Consider the following 17952-nt stretch of genomic DNA (forward strand, 5'->3'; position numbering starts at 1 on the left):
CTTTTCTTCAAAGACCGATGTTTTCTTCAAAAGATAGGCTCTTTCTTGTTTTTGAAATAGAACAACGCGCTGATCGAAACGAACAACAACGTGAAGTAATAGAAGAACGAAGACAATGAAGCCAAGAAAGCGAGGTTCTGCTCTATCTCTTGTTCGGTGTAGCCCTGAGATACCAACTTGTAGTAGTAAGCGTACAAAATACCGATCAAACCGTATCCGAGATTAAACATCAGGCCTTTAAAGCTAAGAACAGTGGCTCGGTTGTGCGATTCGGTCTTTTTGTTTAGGTGGTAACTAATGAAAATGTTCATCGTCATGATAATAAATATTAACACCAGTGCAGGAATGACCCCGTAGATTGACCACCCCAAACTGATCCAATAATAAGTCGCCATGGTGGCTAAACCCATGACTGCGATAAACGTTTTGGGCGCCATACTTTCCGCTAATCGGCGGCTTTGTCCTGCCAGTATGATTTTGAGTAAACTGATCCCCGCGCCAATAAAACCAAAATAAATGATGGGGATATCAATGGCCAGATAGTATTGGCTGTTCATGGTTAAGAACATTCGCGATGTGTGTTCGAACAGGCTGTAGTAGAGCAATATGAAAAACACATAAGGCGTAGCGAGTACCCACTTACCGGTGTCGGCAGTTAGTCTAAGGCTAGCTATAGATGTAGCTAACTTGGTTTGACCGCTTGGTAGGATCTTTTTCTCTTCTTGCATGTTTATAGCCGCATAAATGGCGATCATCGCGACAAATAGGGTGGCGAACACGGGAATACGCATCAGGTCTTTGGTGCTTTCTGGCTCTGCTAATCCTAGGAAATCAAAGATGTTCGCCATGAAGTTCACGTCGTACATCGCCGCACCAATCAATGTGACAAAGATACCGACGGTTGAGGCGACACGAAGCTGGATTTGCAGCACTCGCGGCCACAACTCTTCATTGCCTTGTTCTTTTAAGGTGTCGTAAGCCAATGCCTCGTCGGCGCCGCTAGCCAGTGCCATTGCTAAGCCACTTAATATTCGGTTAATCAAGAAAACGATGAAGACCAGATTAGGATCTCCTGTCGGCACAACGGCGATCATGGCGATTTCAACAAACATCACAATCGAAGATAGCACCACAAGTTTCTTACGTCCTAAGGTATCGGCGAATGCCCCTGATGGCACTTCAGCAAGTACGATAGTGGCAGCCCAAACCACGTTAAGCATCGCGAATTGAGAAAGGGTTAAGCCGTAATCTAAATAGAGTAGGGTGAATACAGGGTAATAAAAACGCGCAAAGTAACTGCTTCTAAACATTAAGAAGTAGCGGACGTTGGGGATTTTCAGGATTTCTTTGAGCGTCATGATAATTCAGTACTTTTAATAACACATTATTATGTATATACCGTTTAGCCTTTTAAATCATGGGATTGTTGCCAAATAGCTGAAATATCTGTTTTAGCGAAGCGGCGTGCTGCGCTTTTACTGCGGGCAATCGGCTTGTTTGTAGTCACTCCCTTTGACTCAGTGAATAGCTACACTTTTCTCTTCTAAAATCACACACCTATTTTGTACCGCTATTTTCCTACTTATCTATTTATTGACTTAGCTACCTACTTGTATGATTTTTACCTAAGTTTGGACTTCTTTAACGTTAGTCCCATCTTTATGTTTTATTGTATGATTAAATGACCGAGAGATATAAGCAGTGACGCCACAACACCAAACATAACTGAGGAAAAGAATACGATGCTAGAGTCATTCAATCTGGAAGGAAAAGTAGCGATAGTGACTGGTTGTAATACTGGCCTTGGACAAGGTATTGCAATGGGTTTAGCTGAAGCTGGTTGTAAGGTTGTTGGCGTTAATCGTACTGAGCCTAAAGAGACGATTGAGGTAATGAATGCCGCAGGTCACACGTTTTTAGATGTACGTGCCGACCTTCTAAAGCAAGAGTGCATTCCAGGCATTATAGAGAAAGCTTTGACTGAGTTTGGTCAGATCGACATCCTTGTGAACAATGCTGGAATCATCCGCCGTGAAGACGCCATTGAGTTCTCAGAGCGAAACTGGGATGACGTAATGAACATCAATACCAAGACTGTTTTCTTTATGTCTCAGTCTGTTGCGAAGCAGTTTAAGGCGCAAGGTACTGGCGGTAAAATCATTAATATTGCATCGATGCTCTCGTTCCAAGGTGGTATTCGTGTGCCTTCTTACACTGCATCTAAGAGTGCAGTGATGGGGATTACCCGTGCGATGGCGAACGAATGGGCTCGCGACAATATCAATGTAAATGCGATTGCCCCTGGTTATATGGAAACGAACAATACTCAAGCATTGCGCGAAGATGCAGACCGCAATCAAGCGATTCTTGAACGTATTCCTGCCGAACGCTGGGGTACACCGAAAGATGTGGCTGGCCCATGTGTGTTCTTAGCATCGTCAGCATCGGATTACATCAACGGCTACACCATTGCTGTCGATGGTGGTTGGTTAGCACGTTAACTATTCTTGTATTATTAGATGGTTAGAAATTATTAAATTTGCAGCAATATAGTAGGAGAACGTAAATGAAAATCGCACTAATGATGGAAAACAGCCAAGCAGGTAAGAATGCAATGGTTTCTGCTGAACTAGAGTCAGTAGCTGGTGGCCTTGGCCATGATGTGTTCAATTTAGGTATGACAGACGAGAACGACCATCATTTAACGTATATCCACTTAGGCATCATGGCGAGTATTCTTATCAACTCAAAAGCTGTTGATTTCATTGTGACTGGGTGTGGAACTGGTCAAGGTGCTTTGATGTCACTGAACCTACATCCGGGTGTGGTTTGTGGCTACTGTTTAGAGCCATCAGATGCGTTCTTGTTTAATCAAATCAATAACGGCAATGCTATTGCGCTTGCGTTTGCAAAAGGCTTTGGCTGGGCTGGTGAACTCAACATTCGTTATATCTTTGAAAAAGCGTTCACTGGCGAGCGTGGTCAAGGTTACCCACTAGAACGAGCAGAGCCGCAGCAGCGTAATGCTGTGCTTTTAAATGAGGTGAAAGCGGCGGTAGTGAAAGATAACTTTATTGACTCGCTAAGAGCGATCGATCAAGAGTTAGTGAAGACAGCGGTTGGCAGCGAGCGTTTCCAGCAATGTTTCTTTGATAACTGCCAAAACCAAGACATTGCTGATTATGTTCGTTCGGTTTTAGATTAAATCTATCAAGGTCTTACCTAGTTATTAGATGAAGATAGAAAAGAAAAAGAGGAGCACTGAGGCTCCTCTTTTCTTTTGCTCTATGAACCTGTTAGTTTTTAGACGCATAGATAAATGATCTGTGATTCGTTCTAGATGATCAGTCCACACGCTTAAAGTTAGGCAGTAAGGTTTCAGACTGCTGCTCTACAAACGCTTTGCTTGGTGAATATGCGCGGAAGTAAACAAACCAGTTTTCATCTTCTCGGGTTTGAACCCAGTTCGCTTCATTTACACCATTTGGCTTTGTTGGTGAGAAGTGGAACGTGTAGTTACCTTGTGTATCTTTAACCGTTCCTTCTATGTTTGAACCGACATCGGCACGCTCAATCTGATTGTCGATGATGGCACGGTTTTCGACGTTGTAGACGGTAATTGTCCAGAACAAATCGGCAAAATTTACATCCCCATCCAGTGTCAAAGTGTAGTGATTGCTGCCATTAAGTCCGTTGCCATTGTCGTCACGGTAATTGTCTAGATAGATCTGACCCCAACCGCCGTTTTCAAAACCGTGCATCGCAATATCGTTGGTCACCGCTTCATAAAACCAAGCCGCACGTCCATCGAGATCCATACCGTAGTCACGATCTTGGTTCGGAGTCGAAGCGGTTGCTATTTCCCACGAATTTCCTTCATTACCGTAAGCTGCGTGTGGCAAGCGTTCCGTTTTGTTGAAGTCGATGTTCTTAACCATAGCTTCACCCATGACGACAGCTTGCTCTAAAATCTCACGTTGTTGAGCTGATGGCGTAAACGCTTTACCTTTCTCAATGCCTAATGGGCGCAGCATGTCGTGCATCATACGATCGCGCTCTGCTACTGGCTCAGATTGGATTGCTTCATTTAGCGTTTCCCAAAATGCCATACCACGCGGGTGTTTGGCATCTTCGCCACGTTCAGGGAAGTTCACACCTTTATTGCTAAGTAGTTTGCCACTGAGGTCTGTGATTTTTAGCGCTTCTAAATCTTTCATACGTTGTTGTTCTGACTTAGCCATTAAGCGAACACCGAAGAAAACATTGTTTGTGTCAGACTCAAATACCTTCGCACCCTTTGGAAGGTTGCTCGGCGTTTCAGAACCTTTCGCTTTTACAACATAGACACCCGGTTCTGTCATCTGAGAAATGCCAATTTGCCACATGGTGTGTACTGCGCCACGCAACTCATCCGTCGGGATCTCAATCACTACTGGTTCTTTCTCTACGTTAAACCAGGTAATCGCATAAGGCGTAGAGGTATTGTAAGTTAAGCCGCCCAGCTTGGATTCATGAGACTCAACGTAGGTGATTTGGCCATCTTCTGCTCCCATATCTGCATACGCTTTTTTCCACGCGTAGTTCGAGACTAAAGGTACCGACCAAATGTACGCTTGTGACGCGCGTTGATAATCCATTAATTCAAATAGCTTCTCTGAGCTTGCTTGTGTTGGAATGCCGTGAAGAAAGTCGGTTTCGAAAGTAAAGTCACCTGCACGCGTCTGGATCGTTTCTGTTGCATCATCGTTTCCGGCTATCGCCGCTGCTGAAAATAAAGCCGTTACAGAAACGAGCATGGCAGCAGATCGTAATGGGCAAGTGAAACTTCCGACAAAGGCTTTAGATATCATATTCATAATGTGTCCTCAAAAACTCAAAATTGTTCGTTAAAACTGGAATTTCTCGTTAAAGCTGAAATTGTTCGTTAAAACTGAAATTGCTCGTTAAACTGAAATAGCTCGTCAAACAGAAATCATGGGTTAAGGCTGCAAGAGCTTATCCGCACAGAAAATTACTGCTTAAAACTGATAGTTAAATTCGATACGGTGATCACCGTCTTCGATACTGGTGTTTTCTGTCCAGTTTGCGAAATAACGAACGTTGGCTCTTGGGTTAATTTGGTAACTTGCTGCAAACTCATGCGCGAGTACAGAATCACTGCCTTCAAAGCCATGATCTTTGAACGTTGAAGAACCAGACATTGTGCCTAAATACATAGGGTTATAGTTCAGCCAAATTTTGTCGGTAAGTTGCATCTTGGCGTACATCCCCGCTACGTAGAAAGTACCGTGCATGTTGTAGCGATCGCTGAGCTGCGCGGCATCGAGGTCGCCTCCCGTCCCTTCAACCAACTCTTCACCCGCAGCGATACCGAGACCAGCAAGCGGATAGAAGTTAAACATGCCCATCTGTGGTAGCGCCTGAATAAAGCTGTAAGACGCACTACCTTGATTACTATCGAAATCCCAAGACATATCGACTTGTGTACCTCGGCCATTGGTTAAATCCACACCGAAGTTTCTAAAACGAATCGAATCAATACTGTCGTCTGCGCCTCGGTTGTTCCAACCAACGGCTTCACCGGCGATGCCTTTTATTTCGAACACATTCATGCCCATGGTTGTGTCGCTACCAGTATCGTAGGTTTGGCCTATTTTTAGGTTTAGGCCTTTATCTGTGTAACCAAAGCCACCTTGTGTATACACCGCCAGAGGGTCGGACATATCTTGAATTTCGGTTTCTTCCGCGATAGCTAAACCAGCGAAAAGGAAAGAAGTAAGAGAAAGGATTGAACGGTGTAATAACATAGTTGCCTCATAAATTTATCTCACTACGTCCGTGTAACTCGTGAATGTGGGATAACTATACAAAGTGGACATCGTTAAGTTAATTCATATAAACTTAACCACTCGTTAATCTGTGCTTTATGGTTGTGTTATGAAACTGAACAATGTCGATTTGAACTTACTGAAAGTTTTTGTGGTGGTGTATCAGGAAAAGAGCTTGCGCAAAGCCGGCGAAAAACTGTTTGTTTCGACACCCGCGGTAAGCCAAAGCATCAAAAAGCTCAAGGAATCGTTAGGTGAAGAGCTGTTTGTTTTGTCTTATAAGCAGTTTCTACCAACGCCTTATTCCGATGATTTGTATCGACGTGTTTTTCCACTACTGGACGGATTAGTCACGGCGATAGAGGAGGGCAAGCAGTTTGCTCCTGCCGATCTAAACGAAGATTTTAAGATAGAGGCGAACCCTCATATTTTGCCTTGGTTAACACCAGCCCTCTTCCATCAACTCTCAATGGTAAGTCCGCTTTCTAGGCTGATAAGCCATACTAGTTCCCAAAACTCGTTAGAAAGACTTCGAAGTGACGACGTTGATTTTGTTATTCATTTTGAAGCGGAGAGTTTGCCTGCCGAGATCATTGCCGTGCCTCTCGTGACCTTAAAGTTTGTATTGGCGGTAAGGGCTGATCACCCTTTCAAGGCGTCTATCGCTACAATTGATGATTTGTTGTCCTTTCCATTCGCTCATGTTGACCTCGCTTATTTCGACCAAAACAAGCACTCGCGATTGGAAGAAGAAGTTTTAAGCCAAGGCAAGTCGATCAATATGGCGCTTCGAACCACGTCAATTGTTGGACTCATCGAAACGATCAAGCACTCCAACATTATTGCCCCTTGTATGCCTCCAGTGATTGAACAACATAAGGGAGTATTGCGCTCAATCGTGATTGAAGGATTAGAGGAGGGGGCTGAGGAAATGGAAGTATTCGCCTATCTTCACAAGAAAAACCAACATTCCTCAAAATACAAATGGCTACTGGATTTGATTGAAACTGCGATGGTGGATGCTAATCACTCGTAATCGCTAGTCTGGTTTGTCTTTGTCGGTGATAGCAAGCACACCGTTATCTTGTGAACACTTCTTCAATACACGATTCAAGCCAGCGTATTTTGGATTGGTTACGGTGCTTACGTCCAATGGTCATGCCAATATCACTGTTCGGCATGTTGGGTATGTGAGGGAATTTCACAAATGAAAACTCATCAGATAGTGAGTTCGCTAGTAATTTAGAGCAAGGGAACAACACATCACTCTGTTTTACGATTGACAATAAACTGTGTAGATAGGTCGATCGTATTTTCACTTCAGTATTGATTCCAACGTCCGCTAGCACGTTAGGGGCAAGTGCAATATTCTCGTTCCAATCACTCACGACTAAGCTTGCTAATTGAAGCGGCTCTTCCTGATCTTGTGGTAATAATGAGTCAGCAAGCGGATGCCCAGATCGGCAGATCAAGACAAAGTCATCACTCGCGATTCGTTTTTGGTATACCTGCTTAGATAATTCTAATGGGTAGTAATTGATTCCTAAGTCGATTTCACCAGAGGTCATCAAGTCCGATGTATTTACTCCCCAATCGACGATGTTCACTTTCACCTTCGGGGCTTGTGCTAACAGAATATTAATCAGCTTCGCCGAGATGCTATTGGCAATGAATCCATTGATAGCAATGTTCACGGTGCCATCAAATTGAGCGACATCAAACTCAGATTCTGGTTCAAGCACTTGTTCTAATTGTAGTAACACTGGCATCAAGGTTTGTTTAATTTCAAGTAATTTAGCGGTCGGCTCTAAACCATGTTGTGAGCGTATAAATAACTCATCGTCAAAGTAGTCGCGTAGCTTTTGTAATGAACGACTGATTGAGGGTTGGCTCGTAAACAGGAGTTCTGACGCCTTTCGAGTGTTTTTCACCTCGATCAACACCTTCAATACTTTAAGTAAGTTGAGGTCTAAGCGCTTAAAGCGGTTACTTATTATCATTGTGGGATCCAGAACAAAGATGATTAGATATACCTAAAGTGTATATCTTGTTTTCATATAATCAATTGGAGTATATCACGGCGCATCTACATACTGAGCTCATCGAAACAAACACGAGAAACCATCATGAATAAAACGACGTTAGCGACGCTACTAGCATTAACCGCATTTGCTGTAACGGCAGAGGACAACAATCGTTCATCTACCTATGACCATGCTGCCGTTGGTGGTGTTAACTGGGATAACTACCCTGAAGCCGAGTCTGATTGGAACTTCCTTGGATTACAAAACAAAGTGGGCGTAAACCATTGGCTGCACGCAGACCCAGTATCCAAAGACGCACAAACGGTGATTCGCTCAAATCGTGATGTCGTTTACTCGACGATGGTGGTTGACGTATCAGAAGGTGCAACGTTCCATGTACCAAAAGAAGATAACGATTATTTCCAGATCATTCATATCATGGACGAAAATCATCTTCTGCATAAAGTGGTTCGCCGTGGCGAAACGCTAACTCTAACCGCTGATGATCTGACGAAGGGTACTCATGTTCATGTGCTAGCAAGAACACGTATAGCTGATTCTATTGAAGACACTAAGCGCCGCCAGAGTCTACTCTCTATAAAAGCGAACTCAGCCAAGCCTTATCAAGGCAAAGGTTACAACCCAAGCGACGTTGAAGATTACCGTTTAAAACTCATCAACAACGTCATGAAACATGGCGCACCGATTGAGGGCTTGAAAGGGTTTGGCGCCACGTTAGATGACGTGGAAGATCACCATTTCAAATATGTGACGGCGTTTGGCTATGCAGGGCTACCGGCAGATACAGCGCAATATTTGGAGCGTGTTCCCGGCCAAGGTAAAACTACCTGCCAAGAGTGGACGATTCCAACACCAAACCTAGACTTTGAAGGTCGTGGCGGTTATTACTCTTTGACCACTTATGGCGCAAACGGTTGGATTGATTCTGAGCAATTCTATGCGTCTGGCGAGTCCATGCGTGACAACGGTGATGGTACCGTTTCGGTCACGTTCAACTGTGATACTGGTGCTGAATATGACTTTGAAGTTTCTGAAGGTTGGGCGGGAGTACTGCGCTTATACGAACCAATCGATGTAAACGAGACTCTAGAGTACATGGAAGCATTGCGCCAAATCGAGATTAAAGAGCTTTAGTCAATTATTGATACCGAGCCCTTTGAATTTTAAAATCCCCTCAAGAAAGGCTCTTGCGGGGATTTTTATCAGTCGTTGATTAACTTGTTAGCTGTTAGCCATCTACTCTTTACCTTCGGCTTCTTTGGAAGCGTTCGACGCCCAGCCTTTCTCAAGCCAGTTATCGAGTACATGTTGCAGTGCTTTCAAAGAGGTTGGCTTCTCTAGGCGACCATCCATCAGTTTGTTGATCATATCTAACTCGTGTTGTCCCGACTCCCCAGACAAAGCAATGATGGGTGTTTGAGGTGAACGCGCCTTGATGATCTGGCTTAACTTCGGCATAGGCTTGTTTCTATGCGTAGTTTGAAACTGTTCTTTGAAATTGAAGCTGTTAGCTAAAAACGCTCAGTTAAAACTGATAGTTAAATTCGATGCGGTGATCACCGTCTTCGTTTGGATACTGAAACCACCATACAAACTAGACATTGTTAATAAAGTTCACATAAACTCAATTATTTGTTAAGCGATTCTTTATGGGCTGGTATGAAATTAAGTAATGTTGATTTAAACCTATTGAAAGTGTTTGTGGTGGTTTATCAAGAGCAAAGCTTACGTAAAGCGAGTGAGAAGTTGTTTGTTTCAACGTCGGCGGTAAGTCAAAGTATCAAGAAGTTGAAAGAGTCCCTGGGAGAAGAGTTGTTTGTTTTATCCAACAAGCAATTCCTACCAACTCCTTATTCAGACCAACTTTATCAACGTATTTCCCCTTTACTTGATGGGCTATTCACTGCGATTGCAGAAGGTAAACGATTTAACCCTGCTGGGTTAGAAGATACGTTTCACATTGAAGCCAACCCACACATCTTGTCTTGGTTGACTCCGGCGCTCTACCAACAGGTATCTAATGAGAGCCCAAAAGCAACGCTAGTGACTCACACTATCTCTCAGCATTCATTGGAAAAACTTCAGCACGGCACAGTCGATTTTGTGGTTCATTTTGGTACTAATGAGCTCCCCTCTGAAATCATCGCAGTGCCTTTGGGTAACCTGAAATTTGTGCTTGCTGCAAGAATGGCTCATCCATTTAAAGGCACTAAAGCGAAAGTGGAAGAACTAGTCTGTTACCCTTTCGCTCACATTGATTTGGCGTACTTTGATAAGAGTAAAAAGTCGCGCATCGAAGAAGAAGCGCTTCTGCGGGGAACCTCCTTAAAAATGAGCCTTAGGACAACGTCTGTTGTTGGACTTATAGACACAGTTAAGCAAAGTAACGTACTCGCACCCTGTATGGTCCCTGTAATTGAACAGCATCGTCATGATATTCGTGCTATTACAGTTGAAGGTTTAGGTGGGATTGATGATATTGAGGTGTTTGCTTATATCCACAAAAGAAATCAGCATTCAGCAAAATATAAGTGGTTACTCGATTTGATTGAGGTTGCGATGTTTGAAAAAGATAACGAATGATATTTGTTTAGGGTGGAAGTATGTAGCTTGATCGATAAGACTATTGCCAAAGTTATTACTTGGTTTAATTCTAAGATGATTTACAGACATTAATATATAAAAATAAAATCAAGTCGAGCAAGCAATGCGCGGCATGATTGTAAGGTTTTAAGAAATTAATGAAATAATTATTCATTAATAATATACCGCGTGTTGATTAATAAGAATAAGCAAAGGTTATATTTAGTAAAAACCCACCCAAGGTAAGTAATAAAGTTTATATTATTTTAATGTATCCACTAGATTAAATAATTCTAGAGTATGTGTGTTTTTCGTTAAGCAGGGCTTAATTGTTGGTTAATTAATTGTGAATTAACTTTGTTCTATAACCTTAGTTAAAATGTTCTATTATCTCTTCATCAAATAGAGTTCTGTCTTTTATACGAGCTATTATCTTATTTTTTGTTATCAGACTTTATTAATTAAGCCTGAACATAGATAAATTATATAGTTGGTGTGAAGTTGAATAACATTTTTTAGGAAAGCGTTAAAGCGCTTTATGTAAGGTTTTTAGATGAATAAGAAAATTTGTTGGAGTTTAGTAGCTCTAGCTATGTTATCAGGCTGCAAAGAGTCATCTGATAGTAGACAAGACAAGGCGTTAATAGAGCTCGAATTGTTTCCTGTCACCGAGTTGATGTCGGGGGACAGAAGAACAGCAATTGCTCCACTAGGTTACCCAACAGAGTTCAAAGCCATGGGTACCTATAATGATGGTTCTATTCTGGAATTAGAATCGGTAGACTGGGATCATAGTGATGGCTTGCGTATAGATGAACAACATCTAAACGTTTTTTGGGCATATGATAGACAGGATAATATGCACGTGAGTGCGAATTACTCTGACCAGAATGCTAGTCACAGAGTTGAAGTGCAAGCTTTAAACCATAATGCGTTTGATGTTTCTGGGAGTTCAATTATGTTAGTTGGTGTCCCAGGCACGTATAGCGCAAATTTCCTGTTTAATGAACCAACTTTACCTAATAAAAAACTGGATGTAACTAAAACTTCTCAATGGTATTCGAACAACACTGATGTAGTGACTATTCGTAATGGAGTTGCAACACCAGTAGCTCAAGGAACAGCCACACTTTCTGCCGTTTTTGATGAAAATACAATGTATGAAGAAAGTGAATTTAGTGTTGAAGTCATTGCATTCGATGATATAGAGAAGGTTAATTTAGAGTTAGATGTTGGTTTTAGTAACCCAGAAGACAATTCACAACGAGTTCTGTTACAAAATCTTCCTGAGGAACTTGAAGCCAAATTAATTATTGAACGTTCAGGCGATGTATTTAAAGTCGATGTGTCAAATGATGTAGTTTGGTCAGCTGAGGGTAACTGTGTCATTGATAATGGCTACCTTGTTACTAAAGAAGTTGGTATTGAACTGAATGACTGCCAAGTATCTGGAATATACTCTAATAGCCATATCGATGACATATTAGAAGAAAATATAACACTGACTACTTTAGGTAAAAGTAACTTTTCTGATCATCTCGTAGTCGAATGCAATGACAATCCATTTTATGGTTCTACTGACTGTGAAGCATTGTTGACAGTAACAAAAGGTAACTTGAGCGAGGTTTTACATGTACGTGAGATTGCAGAATGGAAAACCAGTAACTACCTATTAAGTGTTGATAATAAAGGGAGCGTGACATCAACATCTTCTGGTCAAAGTGCAGATATTACTGCTGAATTAACTTTACTTGATCCTAGGAACCCGCCGCAAGGTAAAGAAAACTTAATGGTTGGCTTGCCTGTCGATAATATAGAAATTGCGATTAAAAATGGTAGTGATGAATTTGAAATAATTCAAGACGGGCAACTGGCACTGATCGCGAAGTCAGATGGTAGTGACGTAAGTTCATTAGTTGATTGGCATACTACTGGTTCTGGATGGGCAATTGATGAAAATGGGTTAGTTACCGTAAAAACCGATGGCGAAGAAACCGCAGACGTTATCGCGACATATAAGTACGATAGTAACATTCAAGATATTGTAACTATTAATAAAGTCGATCTTTTGGCATGTGAAAACTCTGATCAATATGGTTTATGTTTGCACGTGAACCAAGATGAGCTTGGGAATGATTTTGTATCCAACCCAAATGTATTAGTTACCCAATCATTGGGCTTTAGTACTGAAAGCGAGTATGAAACCAATGGTAAGCTATTCGCTTTAGTCAATTGGGGAGAAGCTAATGCATGGTGCGACACTTTGTCTTCAATGGGTTTTAATGGCAAGAGTTGGAGCTTACCTACTGAAAGTGCTTTGAAGTCACTACAGATAGTAAATGAGGATATGACTCTTATTGGTTGGGCTACAAGTTTTTATCAGTATTGGTCTACAACTGCCTTTCAGAATACTACTAGTAAAGTGACGGTTAGCTTAGTAACTGGAGATACCAGTTTTAAGCGTACGGACGAAGACTTCTTTACTTCATATGTGTCCTGCATCAGCAATTAACTTATAGTTCCTATAGCCCCTTATTGCACAGTCTTCAGTTAACACCACTTCGTTGTTACCTTAAGCTATTTGTTTTTACATAAAGAGGGGTGGAATCGTTAATATTGAATTAATGTACGTACCTACCCTAGGGGGGTACGTTTCTATTGAGGGGTAACAACATTCCTACTTCTTTAGCTTTCTATTAAACGTTTAATTAGTTAAGGATATAAAACAATGAGAAATATGATAGCTCTGATAGTTTCATTATTGATTTCCGGTTTAGCCTTGGCACTTAGTAGTCCTACGTATACAGTGTCTTACCAGATTTTTGAGGGTGATGAATTGCTTGTATCACCCAAAATAACGTTATTAAAAGGTGAGGTTGATTTTATAACAAATTTAGAAAATAAGGTGGTGGAAGTAGAAACAAAACTCTCTGAAATAAAAGGTGATAACAAGGATTATTATTTATCCAGTACTCTTATGATTGATGGCATAAAAGTCGCTTCTGTAGAGAAAAATATAGCCGTTGGTAGTACTTTTACGTTCGTAGGCTCTAAATACAAAATAGTTGCTGAGTTTGAAGAAGCTATCTAAAGCGAACCAAATCGTCTCAGTTGTGGTATCAAAACGATTAAAGACAGTTGGCTTTTTTAGGTGGTTACTACTCTCTAACCACTTATGGATCGGATGGTTGGATTGATTCTGAGCAATTCTATGCGTCTGGCGAGTCCATGCGTGACAACGGTGATGGTACCGTTTCGGTCACGTTCAATTGTGATACTGGTGCTGAATATGACTTTGAAGTTTCTGAAGGTTGGGCGGGAGTACTGCGCTTATACGAACCCATCGATGTAAACGAGACTCTAGAGTACATGGAAGCATTGCGCCAAATCGAGATTAAAGAGCTTTAGTAAATTATTGATACCGAGCCCTTTGAATTTTTAAATCCCCTCAAGAGAGGCTCTTGCGGGGATTTTTGATTAATCACTGGGTTGTCCAATTGCTGGTTTACTTATCGAGTCGTTGTTCTCATAGGATCAGCGACTTTATTGCATCTAATCTTCACTTTGTGTTTCTTTAGAAACGTTCGATCTCATGTCTTTCTTCAACCAGTTATCGAGTACATGTTGCAGTGCTTTCAAAGAGGTTGGCTTCTCTAGGCGACCATCCATCAGTTTGCTGATCATATCTAACTCGTGTTGTCCCGACTCCCCAGACAAAGCAATGATGGGTGTTTGAGGTGAACGCGCTTTGATGATCTGGCTTGCATCAAAGCCATTCATTACAGGCATTTGCACGTCCATTAAGATCAAATCGACTTGATTGCTTCTAAAAAGCTCAACGGCATTTTCACCATTTTTTGCTTGTAAACTATTTACACCAAGTCGGTTTAAGTACATTTGAACAAGCGTGCGTTGTACCTCTTTGTCGTCGACGATGAGCACGGTGGGTGCGAGGTGGTCTAATTGTTCTTGAACGCTACTTGGATCATGTTGACTCGTTTGTAAACCTGCTTGTATATCCGCTTTGGTTTTATCTTTACTCGTTGATTGGCTTTGTTTCCAATCATTGAAATCAGGCGTACGAAGCGCGTCTGCTTTGGGCGCATTAGGTACCACTGGGAAATACAGGTGGAATTCAGTAAATTCATCCAGTTTAGAGTGGCACTCAACTCGACCGCCAAATGAGCGCATTACGCGTTGGCAATAACCTAATCCTAAGCCGCTACCACCACTTTTTTGATACGAGAAAAAGTCATCGAAAATCTTATGAGCAATGGTTTCGTCAATGCCCGGACCTGTGTCTCGGAAGATGAGAATGTTCTCGTACGATCCGGTTTTAGTGCTGATCTCAATTTGGCTCTCTGGATAAGAATCAAAGTAATAGATCGCATTACGTATCAGGTTGAAAATGACAAAGTTGAATAAGGTCTCATTGAGTTTTGCGACAAAATCAGCATGTTGTGGTAAACGAATTCGCTCAATAATCTTCTCGTTTTCAAAACCGTATTGGCTTACTGCCTGATCCACAGCTTTGTGAATAGAGGTCATCGCAACCGGCCCATGCTCCGGTGAGCTGTCACTGACCTCACGCAAGATGATGTCAATCAATTGTCGCCCACGTTGAATGGCAGCTTGGCCGTTCTCAATATCAAGCAGTATCTGTTTTGCTGGTGCCTGGTTATCAATGTGCTGCTTGAGTACTTCAAAATGCAATTGTACTTGAGCGAGCGGGTTACGCATCTCATGAGCAATTGAGTTCGCTAGTGCTCGGCTTTGACGAATGCGTCTATCAGCTTCGATGGTACTTTGCACACGAGTTAACAGGGTTTGCAGTGCCAAGATCTCTTCATTAGAAAACATCTGGTCGTTGCTCTTGTGTGATGATATCAATAAGTGCGAGACAGACTGCCCTTGACCAAACAAAGGCATAACTAAGGCTGTGTTATTTGAGCTCATCTTGTCATAAAGCGCCTTGATCGAGCTTTTCGTGGGCTCTGCGTAATCTAACTCTTCAGAAAGTTCATCGAATAACAAAACGGACTTATTTGTTGAAAGGTAGTCTTCGTAGAAGGTCTCGTTGTAGTTGCTGTTAACGAGGCGCAATTTGTCTTCTGGAATTTGCAGTAGGTTACCCAAGCGACGCATCGCATCATCAATCGATAGTTTGAAGTCTTCTTCTAAAGCAAGGATTTGCTGTACAGGCGTTTTCTTGTTTCTGTAAACCAATAAAGAGGCGTAATGGCTCACGCGTTTGTAGAGTACATGCCAAGTAATGCCGATAAGCGCACAGATAGGTATCGCGATTAGCCATTGGTTGTTGTCGGTCAATGGGATGAATATTGCGCCGAAAGGTATCACTAAAATTGCACACACCAATAGCGCGTTAAGGCTCATATAAGCTAGGTATTTAACACTGTAGAAGCGAGAGGTCAGCAGGGCATAACCAACGAACAGCATCTCGCTAATAGACAATGCTGGTGGTAACCAGGTTAGTGAAAAATCATGCATGAAGTATGTCATGCCAAGGTGAATGGTTGCGGTAGAAAGCATGAAAACTAAGATGCCCGCAATCATGTAACTGGTTTTGGCGAGTATGAGTTTGCTGCTATTAGCTCGCATGGCCACAAGGTTGGTTAAGGTCAGGACAACAAAGCTCACCAGTCCGATAAAGAAATATGGCGTATGAGGACCAAACTCAATAACGAATTGGCTTGGGCCGACAATGTCGACGTGTTCAACGGTTAACCCCGGACTTAAATTAATAAAGAGGGCGTAGACTGATGAGCCGACAAAAATAGCCTGTTGCCATATGTGTACTTTACCATTGCGTTGCTCGGCTGCGAGCTGACACGAGAAGTAGTAGGCAAATGCAAACGCAAAGAAAGAGGCGAGATTGGCAAATTTTGCCGCCAACACCGCGGCCGAAGCGCCAAGCTCCGGTAATAAGTCGGTATGGAAATACGCGTTGCTGCTGATCCACGCAACAATGCAAACCGAGTAAGCAATGTAAGGCACATGGTGCGTGCCCGCGATGGCTTCATTTTTTTGCTTCAGACGATAGCAATAGTAGAGTAACCACATCACTACGATTGCTGCCGTCATAAGAAGCGTTATCGCTTTGGCATAGATGATCGCCTCTAGGCCGAAATCAAACATGTTCATCTCTTTTTACCGAACTTAGTTTTTCTATCGAGCTTACTTTTTTTACTGAGCCTAGCTTTCTACTCTCACGCACTGCGCGTTTGTAGCGACGAAAATCGGTGTTATTAAATACTTTGACCATCACTTCGAAATTCCACAATCCACGATAAATGGTTGTACCGTCATCATTCAACTCGCAATATCCAGAATGGAAATACGCTTTGGGATCGATAGCTTGATAAAACTGGAGCATGAAAGGCTGCTCGATAATGGTGAAGCCGATTTTGTACCCTACTTGGTGCAATACACTCATTAGTTCTTTTTGGGCGAGATAGAGGAAATAGAGTCTTTGTTGAGTATTACCGCTTACTGTCAGGCGGAGCACTTCACATATGGCACTTTTGTCAGACAATTGTAACTGAAACTTATTATCAAATTCTAGGAGAGAATGACATTTTGACAGTGTAGACGGTGTGAATATCTGTAACCCAGCCAAATCATCGTAACCATGATCGGGTAAACAGTATTGCCACTGTTCATTGCTGAACGGTGGCGCATAACTTAACCAAGTTTCATTCTTAGACCAATCTTGAATCAACGCAGAAGAAACTAGGGTTGGGAAAGCTTCATCGGTCGGGTGTTTGAGTAAAATAAAGTGCTTACCCGTTTGTGAAAGGTGGAGTAAAGGTAGCATCTCAAACCATTTCTCTCCCTTGATAAAAACCTCAAGATTACTTAACGCGATGGCATCACTGATTGGCATGGCTTGAGGGTGACAGGGTGTTTGCACCATAAGCTGATCATTTTCTATCTGTTCAATGATGGCACCGTAGTAAGCGCTGTCTTTGATAGGGAGTTCTATATGAGAGGATACACTCGCATCGAATGGTGATTTCGCTTTTATTGCGGCAATTTCACATTCACACCAAAAGTCTAACCAATGTGTGTAACAATCGCCGGCTGCCGTTTCCAGCAACGTCATCTCTGTCGATAAAGTGTTTGGATAGTGTTGGATGAGATCACGATAGTCCATCAATTCAAATAGCACTGAGAAGCTGTTATTTTGATGCTCAGGGAAAAGCAATTCCAGCTGGCTTGTGCGATATTTTGTAATGGTTTGGAAAAGAGCAGTGCGTTCTTGTGGCTGATAAGTACTGATAACGAGCTCTATCAGCGCTCGCTGTTTTTTTTCGATAGACAGACTGCTAGCCAACAGTGAGCCTAAAGACGACGTTATTTTCATTTGATTAACCGAACCTAGCCTAGGTTTATATAATTATTTTTATTCGATTTGCACTGTCTACAGGACACAAATTTTTTAGTATTTTTTTGAGTCATGTTACTTGGAGCGAGTC

General features: G+C 42.1%; 14 protein-coding genes and 1 pseudogene. 8 read left to right on the forward strand and 7 right to left on the reverse strand.

The genetic code is table 11. The features are described 5' to 3' along the window. Nucleotides 1-26: 26 nt before the first annotated feature. On the reverse strand, nt 27-1358 hold the full coding sequence (locus DUN60_RS18390) for an MFS transporter (RefSeq protein ID WP_114634775.1): 1332 nt from the start codon (nt 1356-1358) through the stop codon (nt 27-29). A gap of 384 nt (nt 1359-1742) precedes the next feature. On the opposite strand from DUN60_RS18390, the gene kduD reads away from it, so the two are divergent. Continuing rightward, the gene (gene kduD, locus DUN60_RS18395; protein WP_114634776.1) at nt 1743-2501 is read left to right on the forward strand and encodes a 2-dehydro-3-deoxy-D-gluconate 5-dehydrogenase KduD; all 759 of its coding nucleotides are present in this window, start codon (nt 1743-1745) and stop codon (nt 2499-2501) included. 65 nt (nt 2502-2566) lie between these two features. Beyond that, nucleotides 2567-3205 carry an RpiB/LacA/LacB family sugar-phosphate isomerase gene (locus tag DUN60_RS18400; protein WP_114634777.1) on the forward strand — a complete coding sequence of 213 codons (639 nt, stop codon included), beginning with the start codon at nt 2567-2569 and terminating at the stop codon, nt 3203-3205. Between the two features lie 139 nt (nt 3206-3344). Here the strand turns inward: DUN60_RS18400 and DUN60_RS18405 are convergent, their stop codons facing one another. Beyond that, nucleotides 3345-4856 (reverse strand): DUF1214 domain-containing protein, encoded by a 1512-nt coding sequence (locus tag DUN60_RS18405; protein ID WP_114634778.1) that lies wholly within the window; start codon nt 4854-4856, stop codon nt 3345-3347. A 162-nt stretch (nt 4857-5018) separates the two neighbouring features. Further along, nucleotides 5019-5807 (reverse strand): hypothetical protein, encoded by a 789-nt coding sequence (locus DUN60_RS18410; RefSeq protein ID WP_054545795.1) that lies wholly within the window; start codon nt 5805-5807, stop codon nt 5019-5021. Nucleotides 5808-5937: 130 nt separating this feature from the next. Between DUN60_RS18410 and DUN60_RS18415 the strand changes: the two genes are divergently transcribed. Then, nucleotides 5938-6864 (forward strand): LysR family transcriptional regulator, encoded by a 927-nt coding sequence (locus DUN60_RS18415; protein WP_114634779.1) that lies wholly within the window; start codon nt 5938-5940, stop codon nt 6862-6864. 43 nt (nt 6865-6907) lie between these two features. On the opposite strand, the gene DUN60_RS18420 is transcribed toward DUN60_RS18415, so the two are convergent. Continuing rightward, entirely contained in the window at nt 6908-7828 is a 921-nt protein-coding gene (locus DUN60_RS18420) for a LysR family transcriptional regulator (RefSeq protein ID WP_054545793.1), read from the reverse strand. 888 nt (nt 7829-8716) lie between these two features. Here DUN60_RS18420 and DUN60_RS25000 point away from each other — a divergent pair. Next, nucleotides 8717-9007 (forward strand): hypothetical protein, encoded by a 291-nt coding sequence (locus tag DUN60_RS25000; RefSeq protein ID WP_029225018.1) that lies wholly within the window; start codon nt 8717-8719, stop codon nt 9005-9007. A gap of 102 nt (nt 9008-9109) precedes the next feature. Here DUN60_RS25000 and DUN60_RS18430 read toward each other — a convergent pair. Beyond that, nucleotides 9110-9319 (reverse strand): annotated as a pseudogene (locus DUN60_RS18430) (hypothetical protein); the annotation flags it as partial. Nucleotides 9320-9532: 213 nt separating this feature from the next. Between DUN60_RS18430 and DUN60_RS18435 the strand changes: the two are divergent. The 4 genes from DUN60_RS18435 (at nt 9533) to DUN60_RS18450 (ending at nt 13864) form a co-directional block, all read left to right on the forward strand. Further along, complete coding sequence (locus tag DUN60_RS18435; protein WP_114634781.1) at nt 9533-10456, forward strand: LysR family transcriptional regulator; 924 nt, start codon at nt 9533-9535, stop codon at nt 10454-10456. 553 nt (nt 10457-11009) lie between these two features. Beyond that, nucleotides 11010-12968 (forward strand): DUF1566 domain-containing protein, encoded by a 1959-nt coding sequence (locus tag DUN60_RS18440; RefSeq protein ID WP_114634782.1) that lies wholly within the window; start codon nt 11010-11012, stop codon nt 12966-12968. Between the two features lie 216 nt (nt 12969-13184). Continuing rightward, entirely contained in the window at nt 13185-13547 is a 363-nt protein-coding gene (locus DUN60_RS18445) for a hypothetical protein (protein WP_114634783.1), read from the forward strand. A 47-nt stretch (nt 13548-13594) separates the two neighbouring features. Then, complete coding sequence (locus DUN60_RS18450) at nt 13595-13864, forward strand: hypothetical protein (RefSeq protein WP_114634784.1); 270 nt, start codon at nt 13595-13597, stop codon at nt 13862-13864. A gap of 144 nt (nt 13865-14008) precedes the next feature. Here the strand turns inward: DUN60_RS18450 and luxN are convergent, their stop codons facing one another. Together luxN and DUN60_RS18460 are read right to left on the reverse strand one after the other, a co-directional pair. Beyond that, nucleotides 14009-16612, reverse strand: coding sequence for a quorum-sensing autoinducer 1 sensor kinase/phosphatase LuxN (luxN, locus tag DUN60_RS18455; protein WP_114634785.1), 2604 nt, complete (start codon nt 16610-16612; stop codon nt 14009-14011). After that, nucleotides 16605-17840: an acyl-homoserine-lactone synthase gene (locus DUN60_RS18460; RefSeq protein ID WP_114634786.1), complete on the reverse strand. Its 1236-nt coding sequence runs from the start codon at nt 17838-17840 to the stop codon at nt 16605-16607. The genes luxN and DUN60_RS18460 overlap by 8 nt, the downstream gene beginning before the upstream one ends. Nucleotides 17841-17952: the final 112 nt, after the last annotated feature.

Source organism: Vibrio splendidus (assembly GCF_003345295.1).
In the GTDB taxonomy this organism is placed as follows: domain Bacteria; phylum Pseudomonadota; class Gammaproteobacteria; order Enterobacterales; family Vibrionaceae; genus Vibrio; species Vibrio splendidus_K.

What these genes read in the sequence shown, in the direction of transcription:
- DUN60_RS18435 (WP_114634781.1), top strand. Translation starts at nt 9,533, where the DNA reads ATGAAATTAAGTAATGTTGATTTAAACCTATTGAAAGTGTTTGTGGTG.
- DUN60_RS18390 (WP_114634775.1), bottom strand. Translation starts at nt 1,358, where the DNA reads ATGACGCTCAAAGAAATCCTGAAAATCCCCAACGTCCGCTACTTCTTA.
- DUN60_RS18440 (WP_114634782.1), top strand. Translation starts at nt 11,010, where the DNA reads ATGAATAAGAAAATTTGTTGGAGTTTAGTAGCTCTAGCTATGTTATCA.
- DUN60_RS18405 (WP_114634778.1), bottom strand. Translation starts at nt 4,856, where the DNA reads ATGAATATGATATCTAAAGCCTTTGTCGGAAGTTTCACTTGCCCATTA.
- luxN (WP_114634785.1), bottom strand. Translation starts at nt 16,612, where the DNA reads ATGTTTGATTTCGGCCTAGAGGCGATCATCTATGCCAAAGCGATAACG.
- kduD (WP_114634776.1), top strand. Translation starts at nt 1,743, where the DNA reads ATGCTAGAGTCATTCAATCTGGAAGGAAAAGTAGCGATAGTGACTGGT.
- DUN60_RS18460 (WP_114634786.1), bottom strand. Translation starts at nt 17,840, where the DNA reads ATGAAAATAACGTCGTCTTTAGGCTCACTGTTGGCTAGCAGTCTGTCT.
- DUN60_RS18410 (WP_054545795.1), bottom strand. Translation starts at nt 5,807, where the DNA reads ATGTTATTACACCGTTCAATCCTTTCTCTTACTTCTTTCCTTTTCGCT.
- DUN60_RS18445 (WP_114634783.1), top strand. Translation starts at nt 13,185, where the DNA reads ATGAGAAATATGATAGCTCTGATAGTTTCATTATTGATTTCCGGTTTA.
- DUN60_RS18420 (WP_054545793.1), bottom strand. Translation starts at nt 7,828, where the DNA reads ATGATAATAAGTAACCGCTTTAAGCGCTTAGACCTCAACTTACTTAAA.
- DUN60_RS18415 (WP_114634779.1), top strand. Translation starts at nt 5,938, where the DNA reads ATGAAACTGAACAATGTCGATTTGAACTTACTGAAAGTTTTTGTGGTG.
- DUN60_RS18400 (WP_114634777.1), top strand. Translation starts at nt 2,567, where the DNA reads ATGAAAATCGCACTAATGATGGAAAACAGCCAAGCAGGTAAGAATGCA.